The organism is Variovorax atrisoli (genome assembly GCF_014195185.1).
GTDB lineage: Bacteria > Pseudomonadota > Gammaproteobacteria > Burkholderiales > Burkholderiaceae_C > Variovorax > Variovorax atrisoli.
In genome coordinates this window covers 25,860-39,493 of the sequence record NZ_JACIBG010000001.1, presented here as the reverse complement: position 1 = coordinate 39,493, position 13,634 = coordinate 25,860, and the positions used below count along the sequence as shown (strand labels likewise).

15 protein-coding genes are annotated in these 13,634 nt (G+C 68.0%); 6 read left to right on the top strand and 9 right to left on the bottom strand.

The window, feature by feature from the left end:
* Window positions 1-9 precede the first annotated feature (9 nt).
* A complete protein-coding gene (locus FHY06_RS00210; RefSeq protein ID WP_184602741.1) occupies window positions 10-906 on the bottom strand; it encodes an HTD2 family dehydratase in 897 nt (298 codons plus the stop codon).
* Between the two features lie 15 nt (window positions 907-921).
* Complete coding sequence (locus FHY06_RS00205; protein WP_184602739.1) at window positions 922-1,896, bottom strand: tripartite tricarboxylate transporter substrate binding protein; 975 nt, start codon at window positions 1,894-1,896, stop codon at window positions 922-924.
* A gap of 184 nt (window positions 1,897-2,080) precedes the next feature.
* On the opposite strand from FHY06_RS00205, the gene FHY06_RS00200 reads away from it, so the two are divergent.
* Window positions 2,081-2,995, top strand: coding sequence for a LysR family transcriptional regulator (locus FHY06_RS00200; protein WP_126184409.1), 915 nt, complete (start codon window positions 2,081-2,083; stop codon window positions 2,993-2,995).
* 457 nt (window positions 2,996-3,452) lie between these two features.
* On the opposite strand, the gene FHY06_RS00195 is transcribed toward FHY06_RS00200, so the two are convergent.
* Entirely contained in the window at window positions 3,453-4,043 is a 591-nt protein-coding gene (locus FHY06_RS00195; protein WP_184602737.1) for an NADPH-dependent FMN reductase, read from the bottom strand.
* A 44-nt stretch (window positions 4,044-4,087) separates the two neighbouring features.
* Window positions 4,088-4,966 (bottom strand): glutathione-dependent disulfide-bond oxidoreductase, encoded by an 879-nt coding sequence (gene yghU / locus FHY06_RS00190; protein WP_184602735.1) that lies wholly within the window; start codon window positions 4,964-4,966, stop codon window positions 4,088-4,090.
* Window positions 4,967-4,994: 28 nt separating this feature from the next.
* On the opposite strand from yghU, the gene FHY06_RS00185 reads away from it, so the two are divergent.
* Window positions 4,995-5,639, top strand: a complete 645-nt coding sequence (locus FHY06_RS00185; RefSeq protein ID WP_126184411.1) for a glutathione S-transferase family protein — start codon at window positions 4,995-4,997, stop codon at window positions 5,637-5,639.
* A gap of 150 nt (window positions 5,640-5,789) precedes the next feature.
* Here FHY06_RS00185 and FHY06_RS00180 read toward each other — a convergent pair whose 3' ends face one another.
* Together FHY06_RS00180 and phaC are read right to left on the bottom strand one after the other, a co-directional pair.
* Complete coding sequence (locus tag FHY06_RS00180) at window positions 5,790-6,968, bottom strand: acetyl-CoA C-acetyltransferase (RefSeq protein WP_019653265.1); 1,179 nt, start codon at window positions 6,966-6,968, stop codon at window positions 5,790-5,792.
* 178 nt (window positions 6,969-7,146) lie between these two features.
* Complete coding sequence (phaC, locus tag FHY06_RS00175; RefSeq protein WP_184602733.1) at window positions 7,147-8,898, bottom strand: class I poly(R)-hydroxyalkanoic acid synthase; 1,752 nt, start codon at window positions 8,896-8,898, stop codon at window positions 7,147-7,149.
* Between the two features lie 53 nt (window positions 8,899-8,951).
* Between phaC and FHY06_RS00170 the strand changes: the two genes are divergently transcribed.
* Window positions 8,952-9,341 (top strand): hypothetical protein, encoded by a 390-nt coding sequence (locus FHY06_RS00170; protein ID WP_019653267.1) that lies wholly within the window; start codon window positions 8,952-8,954, stop codon window positions 9,339-9,341.
* Here the strand turns inward: FHY06_RS00170 and pgeF are convergent.
* Genes pgeF through FHY06_RS00155 form a run of 3 tightly spaced genes read right to left on the bottom strand, consistent with a single transcriptional unit; the run spans window position 9,273 to window position 11,633 of the window.
* A complete protein-coding gene (pgeF, locus tag FHY06_RS00165; protein WP_184602730.1) occupies window positions 9,273-10,025 on the bottom strand; it encodes a peptidoglycan editing factor PgeF in 753 nt (250 codons plus the stop codon). The two genes, FHY06_RS00170 and pgeF, sit on opposite strands and share 69 nt — an antisense overlap.
* 5 nt (window positions 10,026-10,030) lie before the next feature.
* Window positions 10,031-10,669 carry a maleylacetoacetate isomerase gene (maiA, locus tag FHY06_RS00160; protein WP_126184415.1) on the bottom strand — a complete coding sequence of 213 codons (639 nt, stop codon included), beginning with the start codon at window positions 10,667-10,669 and terminating at the stop codon, window positions 10,031-10,033.
* A 37-nt stretch (window positions 10,670-10,706) separates the two neighbouring features.
* Window positions 10,707-11,633: a tetratricopeptide repeat protein gene (locus tag FHY06_RS00155; RefSeq protein WP_184602728.1), complete on the bottom strand. Its 927-nt coding sequence runs from the start codon at window positions 11,631-11,633 to the stop codon at window positions 10,707-10,709.
* A gap of 129 nt (window positions 11,634-11,762) precedes the next feature.
* On the opposite strand from FHY06_RS00155, the gene FHY06_RS00150 reads away from it, so the two are divergent.
* The 3 genes from FHY06_RS00150 to FHY06_RS00140 are packed head-to-tail and all read left to right on the top strand — an operon-like array spanning window position 11,763 to window position 13,529.
* A complete protein-coding gene (locus FHY06_RS00150; protein WP_184602726.1) occupies window positions 11,763-12,464 on the top strand; it encodes a fumarylacetoacetate hydrolase family protein in 702 nt (233 codons plus the stop codon).
* 16 nt (window positions 12,465-12,480) lie between these two features.
* Window positions 12,481-13,032: an NUDIX hydrolase gene (locus tag FHY06_RS00145; RefSeq protein WP_019653272.1), complete on the top strand. Its 552-nt coding sequence runs from the start codon at window positions 12,481-12,483 to the stop codon at window positions 13,030-13,032.
* Between the two features lie 8 nt (window positions 13,033-13,040).
* The gene (locus FHY06_RS00140; protein ID WP_019653273.1) at window positions 13,041-13,529 is read left to right on the top strand and encodes a CreA family protein; all 489 of its coding nucleotides are present in this window, start codon (window positions 13,041-13,043) and stop codon (window positions 13,527-13,529) included.
* Window positions 13,530-13,634 lie beyond the last annotated feature (105 nt).

Below are 13,634 nucleotides of genomic sequence, written 5' to 3'. Positions count from 1 at the left end.
CCTCCCCGCTCAGGCCAGCACGGCCGTGGCCTGCATGGTGAGCCAGCCGTCGGCGTCCTCGCCCCACAGATCGAACGTCTTTCCATCGGCGCCCGGCTTGCCGTGCACGCGGAACGGCGCGATGTCGAAGGTCGGGCGCACCGCGCGGAACTCGAAGCGCGCGAGCTGCGCGCCCGGCACGTTGCGGCGCAGCAGGTCGACCAGCAGCGTCGCGATCAGCGGGCCGTGCACGATCAGGCCCGGATAGCCCTCGACCTGCGTGACGTAGCGGCGGTCGTAGTGGATGCGGTGGCCGTTGAAGGTGAGTGCCGAGTAGCGGAAGAGCAGCACGTCGTCGGGCGCGATGTCGCGGCTGAAGGCGGCGTCCTTCGGGGCGGGCGTGGGTGGCGGGCCGGCCTCGCCCGGCTGGGCGGCGGCGCGGTAGACGATGTCGTGCTCCTCGGTGAGCGCGAGGCCGCGTTCGTTGCGCACCTCGTGGCGCACCAGCACGAACACGAGTTCGCCGGTGCGGCCCGACTTGTGCGTGACCGAGACGATGCGCGAGGTGCGCTCCGCCTTGTCGCCCACATGCAGCGGATTGCCCGGCTCCCATGCGAGCCGGCCGCCCGCCCACATGCGGCGCGGCAGCGGCACCGGCGGCAGGAAGCCGCCGCGCCTGGCGTGGCCGTCCTCGCCGATCTCCGACTGGCGGTGGTGCGGCAGGAAGTAGAGCCAGTGCCACAGCTCGGGCAGGCGGGTGCCGGCCTGCGGCGGCGGGTCGTCGCGGTCGAGCGTGGCGGCGAGCGCGCGCACCTGCGCGGCGGTGACGTCGTCGGCCAGCGTTTCGCTGCGGCCCTGCCAGGCCTGCAGCCTGGCCAGCGCCTCGCTGTCGATGGTGGGAGATGGAGTCTGTGTGTCGTTGCTCATGGGTCTCTTCGTCGTTCAGTCGACCGCGGCGCCGGAGGCCTTGACGATCCGCGCCCACTTGGCGAGATCGTCGTGCAGCAGCGCCGCGAACTGTTCGGGGGTGGTCGGCGCGGCGATCTCCACGCCCTGCTGGTCGAGCTTGTCGCGCAGGTCCTTCGAGGCCAGCGCCTTGCGCGTGGCGTCCTGCAGCGTGGCGAGCACGTCGGGCGGGACGCCCGCGGGGGCGAACAGGCCGATCCACAGCGTGCCGTTGTAGCCGGGCACGGCCTCGGCGATGGCGGGCACGTCGGGCAGCACGGGCGAGCGCTTCTCGCCGCTGACGGCCAGCGCGCGCAGCTTGCCGGCCTTGATGTGCGGCAGCGCCGAAGGCAGGCTCGCGAACACGATCGGCAGCTGCCCGCCCAGCACGTCGTTGAGAGCGGGCGCCACGCCCTTGTAGGGCACGTGCTGCATCGAGATGCCGGCCATGCTGTTGAGCATTTCGCCGAGCAGGTGGTTGAGCGTGCCGTTGCCGGCCGAGGCGTACTGGTAGTTCGCGCCCTTCGCCCGCGCGAGCTTCAGGAACTCGGCGAGGTTCTTCGCCGGGAACGAGGGGTTGACCAGCAGCACGTTGGGCACCGAGCCGATGAGCCCCACGGGCTTGAAGTCGCGCTCGGGGTCGAAGCCCGGGTTCCTGTAGAGCGCCGGGTTGATCGCCTGGCTGCTGCTGATGGTCATGAGCAGCGTGTAGCCGTCCTTCGGGCCCTTGGCCACGAGCTGCGTGCCGATGTTGCCGCCCGCGCCGGGGCGGTTGTCGACCACCACGCTGGCGTTGTTCATCACCTCGCCGAGCTTCTGGCCGACGAGCCGGCCGACGATGTCGTTGGTGCCGCCCGCGGCCTGGGGCACGACGAGCGTGACGGGGCGGGAGGGGTATGCCTCCGCATTCGCCGGGCCGGACTGGACCAGAGCGGCCGCGGCGGTCAGTGCGACCAGGGCCAATGCGCGCAATCTCGTGCCGGCAGCAGGGCGACGGACTTTCAATCCGCTGGCCACCGGCTGGTTTCGTTGGTGTCGTGTTGTCTCCATGGCCCGCATGGTCGGGCGCCCCACCCTCGCGCGCAATCTGCGATTTCGGAACCCAGCCTTCTGCAATGCCGAAGGCTGGCCGCATGCTGGCGCCTACCATCGCTGGATGCTCTTCGACCTTACCGACCTGCGCCTCTTCGTCGCCACGGCCGAACTCGGCAACCTCACGCGGGCGGCCGAGCGCCAGCACCTGTCGCTCGCGGCGGCAAGCGCGCGCATCAAGGCGCTCGAAACTCAGGCCGGGCTGCAGCTGCTGCAGCGCGAGGCCCGAGGCGTGCGGCTGCTGCCGCCGGGCGAAGCCTTCCTGCACCACGCGCGCCTCGTGCTGCACCAGACGGAGCAGCTGCGCGCCGACCTGCTGGAGTACGGCGGCGGCCTGCGCGGCCACCTGCGCGTGTTCGCCAACACCACCGCAGTGACCGACTTCCTGCCCGAGATACTGCCGGGCTTCCTGGCGCACAACCCGCGCATCAACGTCGACCTTCAGGAAAAACCGAATGCTCAGATTCCGCGCGGCGTGCTCGACGGCCGCGCCGACATCGGCATCGTCGCCGGCCGCGTCGACACGCTGGGGCTGGAGGCCATCCACTTCAGCACCGACCGGCTGGTGCTCGCCACCTCGCGCAAGCACCGCTTCGCGAAGCGCAAGAAGATCTCCTTCGCCGAGACGCTGGACGAAGACGCGATCGGCATGCAGCAAGGCAGCACGCTGCAGACCTTTCTCTCGCAGATCACCGACAACCTGGGCAAGCGGCAGAAGCTGCGCATCCAGCTCGGAAGCTTCGACGCCATGTGCCGGATGATCGGCAACGGCGTGGGCATCGGCGTCGTGCCCGAGTCGGCTGCCCGGCGCAACCAGGAAAGCATGCAGCTCGCGCTGATCGACCTCGACGACGCCTGGTGCGTGCGGGAGCGCTACCTGCTCGTGCGCGACCGCGCAGCGCTGCCGATCTACGCACAGGCGCTGGTCGACACGCTATGCCGCCACTACGCCGAACAGCAGGCCTCTTCGCCAACCTGACTGCCGCCAGCACGCAAAAACAGCAACTTGCACGCGATTGCTGAACAACTCGCCCCCGTCCCCATTTTCTGTGGGCAACTTTGGGGGTAACTCATGAGGAGCCTTGTAAAACGAATGCAAGTCGTTGTTTTACAAGGGTATTCCTTAGTTTGCTCAATTTTTGGGCGGTGTACAACTCTGGCCGCCAAAACCGCCTCGTCCAGACCTGAAACAGCCTTTCGACTCCATTTTTCACGGTTTCCGGTGAGCGAAAAACGCCATCGGATCAGCCACTTGCGGCGGGAATGTGGAAAAACCGGCTTCTTCCCCATTTTCAGTGCACAACTTTGGGGATAACTGATGAGGAGCGTTGTAAAAGCAACGTAAGTCGTTGTTTTACAAAGGGAATAGTTAATCTGCTCAAATTTTGGGCGGTGAACAAGCCGCTCCGCGGGACCCTTCCGCGGGCCCTGCCCGATCAGTAAGGCGGCGCCTTGCGCGCCCGCTGTGCGCGCGCCGCCTCGGTCCACCAGGCCAGGTCGTCGGCGAAGCGGCCGAAGGAGCGCTGCAGCGATTCGCCCGCCGGGCCCGTGGGCTTGCCCGCAGCATCCAGCGTCTGCGAGATCGGCCCGACGGCCAGGGTGCTCGACACCACGACCATGCCCATCTCCGACAGGATCGAATGCCACACAGTGCCCGAGCGCACGCCGGAGAAGCGCCCCGCCGAATAGCTCGCGATGGCTGCGGGGCGCCAGAACCACTCCTCCAGGAAGTGGTCGGTGAGGTTCTTCAGGCCGGGCTGCGGGCCCCAGTTGTATTCGCCGGTGACGAAGACGAAGGCGTCGGCCGAGCGGATCTTCCCGGCCAGCGCCTCCATCGCGGCGGGAGCGCTGCCCTTCGGATATTCCTTGTACATGCGGTCGAGCATGGGCAGGTCGACCGCCTTCGCGTCCACCAACTCGGCGTCATCTCCGCGTTCGCGCAGGCCGGCGACGATGAAGTCGGCCAGGCGCACGCCCATGCGGTCGGAGCGGTAGGAGCCGTAGAACACCAGGATCTTGTCGCTCATCGTCGTTGCTCCGGCTGTGTGGATGGTGGGGTGCCGCGTCGTGCTCAGGTCGGCGCCTGCAGCTTGTCCTGCGTGCGGGTGTCGAAGTCGGACGCGTCGTGGCGCTCGTGAAGCTGGCTCATGGGCTGGCCCCAGGTGCGGTTGACCATGCGGCCGCGCTGCACGGCCGGCCGTTTCGCGATCTCGTCGGCCCAGCGCACCACATTCCTGTATTCGCTCACCTGCAGGAACTCGCCCGCTTCGTAGAGCTGCCCCTTGGCCAGCGCGCCGTACCAGGGCCAGACCGCGATGTCGGCAATGGTGTATTCGTCGCCCGCGAGATAGCGGCTTTCGGCCAGGCGGCGGTCGAGCACGTCGAGCTGGCGCTTGGTTTCCATCGCGAAGCGGTCGATGGCGTATTCGATCTTCGTGGGCGCGTAGGCATAGAAATGCCCGAATCCGCCGCCCAGGTAGGGCGCGCTGCCCATCTGCCAGAACAGCCACGACAGACACTCGGCCCGCGCTGCCCGTTCCGTCGGCAGGAAGGCGCTGCCGAACTTCTCGGCCAGGTACTGCAGGATCGCGCCCGACTCGAACACGCGGATCGGCTTGTCGCCGCTGCGGTCCATCAGCGCAGGAATCTTGGAGTTCGGGTTCACCGCGACGAAGCCGCTGCCGAACTGGTCGCCATCGTTGATGCGGATCAGCCAGGCGTCGTACTCTGCGCCGGCATGGCCCAGCGCCAGCAGTTCCTCGAGCATCACCGTCACCTTCACGCCGTTGGGCGTGGCGAGCGAATAGAGTTGCAGGGGATGCCTGCCGACCGGCAGGTCCTTTTCATGCGTGGCGCCTGCGATGGGCCGGTTGATGTTCGCGAAGCGGCCGCCGCTCTCCTTGTTCCATGACCAGACGGTGGGCGGCGTGTAGGCTGTCGTGCCATTCATGCGATGAGTTCCTGGAGTTGAACCGACGATGATCATTCTCTACGACTGTGCCACCGCCCCCAGCCCGCGGCGCGCGCGCATCCTGCTTGCCGAGAAGGGCATTGCACACGAGACCGTGCAGGTCGACCTGGTCCGTGGTGAGCAGCTGGGCGAGGCCTACCGCGCGATCAATCCGCAGTGCACCGTGCCTGCCCTGCGCACCGACGACGAAGACGGCCTGCTGCTGACCGACAACGCCGCCATCGCGGCATGGGTGGAAGCCCGATACCCGCAGCCACCGTTGATGGGCATCACCCCGCGGGAAAAGGCCGAGATCGCGAGCTGGAACTGGCGCATCGAGTTCGAAGGCCTGCTCGCCATCGCCGAGACGCTGCGCAACAGCTCGCCCGCGATGGCGGACCGCGCGCTGCCCGGCCCGGTCAACTACGCGCAGATTCCCGAGCTCGCGCAGCGCGGGCTCGCCCGGATCCAGCATTTCTTCGACACGCTGAACGAACGCCTGGCCGGCCGCGACTTCATCGCCACCGACCGCTTCAGCATTGCCGACATCACCGCCGTGGTGGCGGTGGACTTCGCCCGCGTGGTGCGCGTCAAGCCCGGGGAGCAGCACCCCGAGCTGCTGCGCTGGCGCGCGGCGATGGCTCAGCGGCCGTCGATGGCGATGGCGCGCTGAGCGACGGGCCTTGGCGCCCGTGGACCGGAAGGGTGTGAGAAAACCGCCGCGAACGGCCCGAAGGTCGCACCGAGGACCTGAACCGTAGCCAGCTACGGTAAGGCCCGCAGGTGCGAGATCGGGCTGCGCAGCAGCTTTGTTCGCGCCTTCTCAGCGCTCGATGGTGAGCGCCACGCCCATGCCCCCGCCGATGCACAGCGAAGCGATGCCCTTCTTGGCGTTGCGGCGCTGCATCTCGTGCAGCAGCGTCACCAGGATGCGGCAGCCCGATGCGCCGATGGGGTGGCCGATGGCGATGGCGCCGCCGTTGACGTTCACCTTGTTGATATCCCAGCCCATTTCCTTGTTCACCGCACAGGCCTGGGCCGCGAATGCTTCGTTGATCTCGAGCAGGTCGAGGTCGGCGGCCTTCCAGCCGGCGCGCTGCAGCGCCTTGGTCGATGCGGGCACGGGGCCCATGCCCATGATGGCGGGGTCGAGGCCGGCAGTGGCGTAGCTGGCGATGCGGCCCAGCGGCTTGAGGCCCAGGGCCGCGGCCTTCTTGGCCGTCATGACCATCACGGCTGCCGCGCCATCATTCAGGCCCGACGCGTTGCCTGCCGTCACGCCGCCGGCCTTGTCAAAAGCGGGACGCAGGCCGGCCAGGCCTTCGGCGCTGGTCTTGCGGTTGATGAATTCGTCGGTGTCGAAGACGACGGGGTCGCCCTTCTTCTGCGGAATGCTCACGCCGACGATCTCGTCCTTGAACTTGCCGGCGTCCTGCGCGGCGGCGGCCTTGGTCTGGCTGCCCAGCGCCAGCTCGTCCTGCGCGGCGCGGTCGATGCCGTACTTCTTGGCCACGTTCTCGGCGGTGATGCCCATGTGGTACTGGTTGTAGACGTCCCACAGGCCGTCGACGATCATGGTGTCGACCATCTTCCAGTCGCCCATGCGCTGGCCGTTGCGCGAGTTGGGCAGCACGTGCGGCGCGGCGCTCATGTTCTCCTGGCCGCCGGCAATGACGATCTCGCTGTCGCCCGTGGCCACGGCCTGCGCTGCGAGCATCACGGCCTTCAGGCCCGAGCCGCACACGGCATTGATGGTGAGCGCCGGCGTTTCCTTGGCGCCGCCGCTCTTCAGCCACGCCTGGCGCGCGGGGTTCTGGCCCGCGCCGGCCGCCAGCACCTGGCCCATGATGGCCTCGCCGATCTGGTCGGCCGTGAGGTTGGCGCGCGCAATCACTTCCTTGATGACGGTTGCACCGAGCTCGGTGGCCGGGATGCCGGCGAGCGAGCCGCCGAACTTGCCGACTGCCGTGCGGGCGGCCGAAACGATGACGATGTCTTCCATGAGGTTCTCCGTTGAAGTGATTAAGGAATCTGCGTATCAAAACTGCAGGCGCAACTTGCGCCAAGCCACAGCCCAACCCAGGAACACCGAGGAACCGGCTTTGCCGGGCCGCCGGTGTTGCCCCCTGCAGGGGGGTTGGCGGCCCCACGCAGTGGGCAAGCCTGGGGGTGTGCCATGTTTAGGCCTTGGCCTTGACGTAGCGTCCGGGCGCCGGCTCGATGGCCTTGTAGGCCTTGCCGTTGCCGTACGCCTTGGGCGCGGGGATCTGTTTGCCCGCGTGCCCCTTGAGCCATTGTGCCCAGTCGGTCCACCAGCTGCCCGGGTGCTCCTGCGCGCCGGCCAGCCATTCGGCCTGCGTCCTGGGAAACTTGCCGTCCTCGCGGATCCAGTGGCTGCGCTTCTTCTTGGCGGGCGGGTTGATCACGCCGGCGATGTGGCCCGATGCGCCCATCACGAAGCGCTTCTTGCCCGGCAGCAGCTGCGTGGAGGCATAGGCGCCGCCGATGGGCACGATGTGGTCCTCGCGCGAGCCGTAGATGTAGGCCGGGATGTCGATGCGGCCGAGGTCGATCTTCTCGCCGCACACGGTGAGCGCATTCGGCTTGGCCAGCTTGTTCTCGTGGTACGTGTTGCGCAGATACCAGGCGTAGAAGGGGCCCGGCAGGTTGGTGGCGTCGCTGTTCCAGTACAGCAGGTCGAAGGGCGGCGGGGTCTCGCCCTTGAGGTAGTTGCCGACCACGTAGTTCCACACCAGGTCGTTGGGCCGCAGGAAGCTGAAGGTCGAGGCCAGGTCGCCGCCCGGCAGCAGGCCGCCGTTGCCCAGCTGCATCTCGCGGTACTGCACGAGCTGCTCATCCACGAAGATGTCGAGGATGCCGGTGTCGCTGAAGTCGAGGAAGGTGGTCAGCAGCGTGACCGAGGCGGCCGGCTTCTCGCCGCGCGCCGCGAGCACGGCCAGCGCGGTGCTCAGGATGGTGCCGCCCACGCAGAAGCCCAGCGCGTTGATCTGCTTGCTTGCGCTGATCTCCTGCACCGTGTGGATGGCCTTGATGGCGGCGTTCTCGATGTAGTCGTCCCAGGTGGCCTTGCCCATCGACTCGTCGGGGTTGCGCCAGCTCACCACGAACACGCGGTGGCCCTGCTCGTTCGCATAGCGGATCAGCGAGTTCTCGGGCTGAAGGTCGAGGATGTAGAACTTGTTGATGCAAGGCGGCACCAGCAGGAAGGGCCGCTCATAAACCTTGGGCGTGAGGGGCTTGTATTCGAGAAGCTGGAAGAACTCGTTCTCGAACACCACGGCGCCCTCGGTGGTGGCCACGTTGCGCCCCACTTCGAAGGCGCTCTCGTCGGTCATGCTGAGATGGCCCTGCTTGACGTCGTTCAGCAGGTTCTGGATGCCCTTGGCGATGCTCTCGCCCTGCGTGTCGATGGCCTTCTTCTGCGCCTCGGCGTTGAAGGCCAGCGAATTGCTTGGCGCCGAAGCGGCCATCCATTGCTCGACGGCGAACCGCAGCCGCGCCTTGGTCTTCTGGTCGGCGTCGATAGCCTCGGCCATGCTCAGCATGGTGCGGCCGTTGAGCAGGTAGACGGCCGCCGAGAAGGCGGCCAGCGGATTCTTGTTCCAGGCATCGCCCGCAAAGCGCCTGTCGCCTTCGGGCCTGGCGTCGAAGCCCTGGCGCCAGAGTTCGGTGGCCTCGGCGAGGTATTGCTGCTGGATCGACTGGAGCTTCTCGGGGTCGATGGAAAACCGGGGCATCTGCGGCAGCTCCGGCAATTTCGGCAGCTGCCATAGCGGCGTGCCTCCGATGTCGAAGGCGGAGCCGGCCTGCGCGGTGGACTGCCGGAACGATTCCAGCGCCTGGGTCCATCCTTGCGAAAGAGCCTGCTGGAAGGGCGCGAACGCATCGGCACCCGTTGCTTGTTGCTTCATCTTCTCTCCTGGTCCTCGCCTGAAACGGTACGGATGGCTTGCGTGATTTGAGTATGCTGCATCCCAAGGGCGCTCACAACGCTACCTCCACCACTTACCAACTGAAACTTTCCGTGTTTGTCCATCTGATCGTCATCGGCTGGCTGTATGTCGCCTTGATGATGGCGGTGGCCGAAGCCACCAACACCACCGGCACCGTGCTGGGCGCCATCTTCACATTTCTTTTGTACGGTTTGGCGCCCGTGGCACTGGTGGTTTACCTGATGGGCACGCCCGCACGGCGGCGCGCCATCAGGCAGCGCGAACTCGAGGCACAGGAAGCCGCGCGCCGCGCAGCCGCCGAGGAAGCAAGCCGGCCCACCGGAACTGCGGGGTCAGACCTTCCAGACCAGGGCAGCGAAGCGCCCGCTGATGCCGTCGCGCCGGTGCGAAAAGAACCGTGACGGGTTGCCGACGGTGCACCACGTGTCGCTGCCGTCGTTGCCATGGATCGATTCCACGCCCACAGCGCGCAGCCGCTGGCGCGCCAGCGCGGGCAGGTCGGCCAGCCATTTGCCGGGAGCAGGCCCAGGCCGGAAGCAGGTCGCGGCCTCGGGCGCATGCGCCTCGAAGGCAGCCTTGACCTCGGCGCCCACCTCGAAGGCCTTGGGGCCGATGCACGGCCCCAGCCAGGCAATGACTCCTGGAGCGCCATCGAAAGCCCTCACCGTCTGCTCCAGCACGCCGCCGGCCAGCCCGCGCCAGCCCGCATGCGCCGCCGCCACGCGATGCCCGGCTTCGTCGGTGAAGAGCACCGGCAGGCAATCGGCCACCATGATCGTGCAGGCCAGGCCTGCCGCCGTGGCGGTACAACCGTCTGCAGCCGTGCCGTCGTTCACGATGCCAGGGCCGGCATCGAGTTCGACGACGCCCGTCCCGTGCACCTGCTGGAGAAAGACCGGACGAGCCCCGATGGCCGCGCGCAAACGGTTGCGGTTGTCCGCCACGTGCGAGGGCTCGTCGCCCACGTGGTCGCCGAGGTTCAGGCTCGCGTAGCGCCCCGGCGAGACACCGCCCTCGCGCGTGGTGCACACGGCCCGCACGTTCGGCGGCGCGGGCCATTCGGGCACCAGCCAGCTTGCATCCATCGGCTTCAGGCTTCCGCGTCGGGGGCCTGCGAGGGCTGCGCGCGCTGGAAGGCCTCGTGCTCCATGCAGGCGTCGAAGGCGGCCATGGTGCGCGGCAGGCCGCTGAAGTCGCAGTCGAAGCGGCGGCCGTTGAAGATCTGCGGCACGAGGCAGCAATCGGCCAGCGTCGGCGTGTCGCCCCAGCAGTAGGTGCCGGCGGGGTACTGCGCGAGCTGGCGCTCGAAGGCCAGCAGGCCGTCGCGCACCCAGTGGCGGTACCAGGCGTTCTTGGCTTCCTCGTCGAGCTTGAGGTCCTTCACGAGGTACTTGAGCACGCGCAGGTTGTTCAGCGGATGGATCTCGCAGGCGATCGACTGCGCCAGCGCGCGCACGTGGGCGCGGGCCACCGGGTCGCGCGGCAGCAGCGCGGGCTCGGGATGCGTTTCGTCCAGGTACTCGATGATGGCCATGGACTGCGAGAAGCGCTCGCCGCCGTCTTCGAGCAGCGGCACCAGCCTGTCGGCGGAGATGGCGGCGTAGGGGCCGGTGCGGTGGTCGCCGCGCGCGATGTGCACGGGGATGTATTCGAAATCGAGGCCCTTCAGGTTGAGGGCGATGCGGACGCGGAACGAGGCGGAGGAGCGGAAATAGTTGTGCAGCTTCATGATCCGGCAAGCATAGCGCTCCCTCCGAAGCACAGCGTCAGGAGCGGGCTATAGCCACCAGCACGCAGCGGAAGTCCAGCAGCGCGGCCTTCGGCGAGGTGGCGGCGACGGCCTCGCGCCACTCGCCGAGGATGCGGCGCGCGGCCTCTTCCTCGCGGGCGGCGATGCCGATGCGCCATGGCCCCAGGGTGCCGGGCTCCTCGCCCTCGCCATGGTTGTGCAGGCCTTCGCCGTAGGGCCGGCCCTCGGAGCAGGCGCGGCAGAGCATCTGCATGCTGGTGGTCCAGTTCTCGGCGCTGGCGTCGGCGGCCTCGAAGCGCTTGACCAGCGCGTCGATGTCTTCCCTCGTCGCCTCCTCGATGGTGACTTCGTACGTCGAATAGTCCGACGGCGCGATCAGCTCCAGGGCGTCGAACACCGGCACCTCGCGCTCGCCCCGCAGGCGGTAGCCGTTGGCCGCGCCGTCGTGCAGCACGAGGTCGCCGTAGCGGTGGCCGCAGTCGGGCGTGGGCACGTTGCGCAGGATGGCGCGCGCCGGATCGATGCGGTCGGCCCACACCACCTCGCTGGCCTCGAGGCCATGCACGCGGATGGGCGTGAGCCCGATGAAGAGATCGACCGGCCCGTCGCCCTCGGGCACCTCGATGCCGTACTGCCGCCAGGCGCTGCGCGCGGTGGCCCAGTCGCCCAGGGCCGTGGCCGCGATGCCGAGATTCCAGACCGCGCCCTCGTTGCGCGGGTCGCACTGCACGGCACGGGCGTTGGCCTGCAGCGAGGCGGCCCAGTCGCCGCGGTACTTGTGGATGAGGCCGATGTTGTACCAGGGCGCCGACCAGTTCGGGAGCACGGCGCCGGCCTGCTCATAGGCCTGCAGCGCTGCGTCCTGGTCGCCCTCCTCGTCGAGCCGGCGGCCTAGTTCGTTGAGCGCGTTGGCCTTGCCGGCCTTGCCGATTCGGATGGGCATGGTGGGAAATGAGGGGAATGGAGAAGGAATCCGCCGCGCGGGCCGTCTATTGTGAGCCCCGCGCCTCTGGCACACTGCCGGTTTCCCGCCTGGCTTCCCCCTGAGAAACTGAGAAAAGGACACGTCTCCATGGCCTCCGAGTTCGTCTTCGCCCCGCCCGCCGCCGTTTCGGTTCCGGTGGCCGGCCAGTCCGCCCGCTTCCCGGTGCACCGCATCTACTGCGTGGGCCGCAACTACGAAGATCACGCCAAGGAAATGGGTTTCACCGGCCGCGAACCGCCCTTCTTCTTCATGAAGCCCGCCGACGCGCTGGTGGTGGTCGACGCCGGCCAGACCGGCACCATGGCCTACCCGTCGCTCACCAAGAACCTGCACCACGAGATCGAACTCGTGGTCGCCATCGGCATCGGCGGCAAGAACATCGCCGCTGCCGACGCGCACAAGCACATCTACGGCTACGCGGTCGGCCTCGACATGACCCGTCGCGACCTGCAGAACGACATGAAGAAGCAGGGCCGCCCCTGGGACATCGGCAAGGGCTTCGAGCAGAGCGCACCCATCGGCCCGATCGTGCCCGTGGCGCAGGCCGGCGACGCCGAGAAGGCCGATATCTCGCTGCAGGTCAACGGCGCCGACCGCCAGCGCAGCAACGTGAGCAAGCTGATCTGGAACGTGGCCGAGACCATCGAGCACCTCTCGGCAGCCTGGGAGCTGCAGCCCGGCGACCTGATCTACACCGGCACGCCCGAAGGCGTGGCGGCCGTGGTGGCCGGCGACACGCTCGTGGGCGAGGTCGCGGGCCTGCCCAAGCTGACCGTCAAGGTCGTCTGAAGACGGCGGTCGGTTCATGCTCCTGCGCGTCCCCATCAAGCATTGCAAGAACTGCGGCACCGCGGTGGTCTACCGCGTGCCGGACGACGGCGACACCAAGCAGCGCGCCGTCTGCCCGGCCTGCCACACCATCCACTACGAGAACCCGCTGAACGTGGTCGGCACCATCCCCGTGCTGGGCGACAAGGTGCTGCTGTGCAAGCGCAACATCGAGCCGCGCTGGGGCAAGTGGACGCTGCCGGCCGGCTTCATGGAGCTCGAAGAGACCACCGCCCAGGGCGCGGCCCGCGAGACCGACGAGGAGGCCGGCGCGAACTTCGAACTCGAGGGCCTGTTCTCGGTGATCAGCGTGGTGCGCGTGGGGCAGGTGCACCTGTTCTACCGCGCGCGCCTGCTCGACGACAAGTTCGACCCGGGCCACGAGACCATCGAGGCGCGGCTCTTCACCGAGGAAGAGATTCCCTGGGACGAGATCGCCTTCCGCACGGTGCGCGAGACGCTCGAACACTATTTCGCGGACCGCCGACGCGGCAGCTTCGACCGCGTGCACGAACTCAGCATCGTTTGACCAAATCCATGAACAAGACTCTGCGCGCCACCCTCCTCTGCAGCGCCAGCCTCGGCTTCGCGCTGGCGGCAACGGCAGCCAGGGCGGATGCCGTGGGCGAGGTGGACACCGCCTTCAAGCTCATCGGGCCCGACCACAAGATCGTGATCGAGGCCTACGACGACCCCAAGGTCAACGGCGTGACCTGCTACGTCTCGCGCGCCAAGACCGGCGGCCTGGCAGGCGCCTTCGGCGTGGCCGAGGACAAGGCCGAGGCCTCCATCGCCTGCCGCCAGGTCGGCCCGGTGAGCATCACCCAGCCGCTGCCCAAGCGCGAGGAGGTCTACAGCGAGCGGCTGTCGGTGCTCTTCAAGCGGCTGCGCGTGGTGCGCATGGTCGACCCCAAGCGCAACACCCTGGTCTACCTGACCTACTCCGACCTGCTGATCGACGGCTCGCCGAAGAACAGCGTGACCGCGGTGCCCATCGACCGGGCGACGCCGATCCCGCTCAAGTAGCAGGCACAGGCAGCAAGCACTGGCAGCAAGCATCGGGGGCGGGTGCGGGCCGCCGGCGCGACTCCCGCGCAATGCCCACCTCACAGCCGGTTGCTCTTTCGCAGG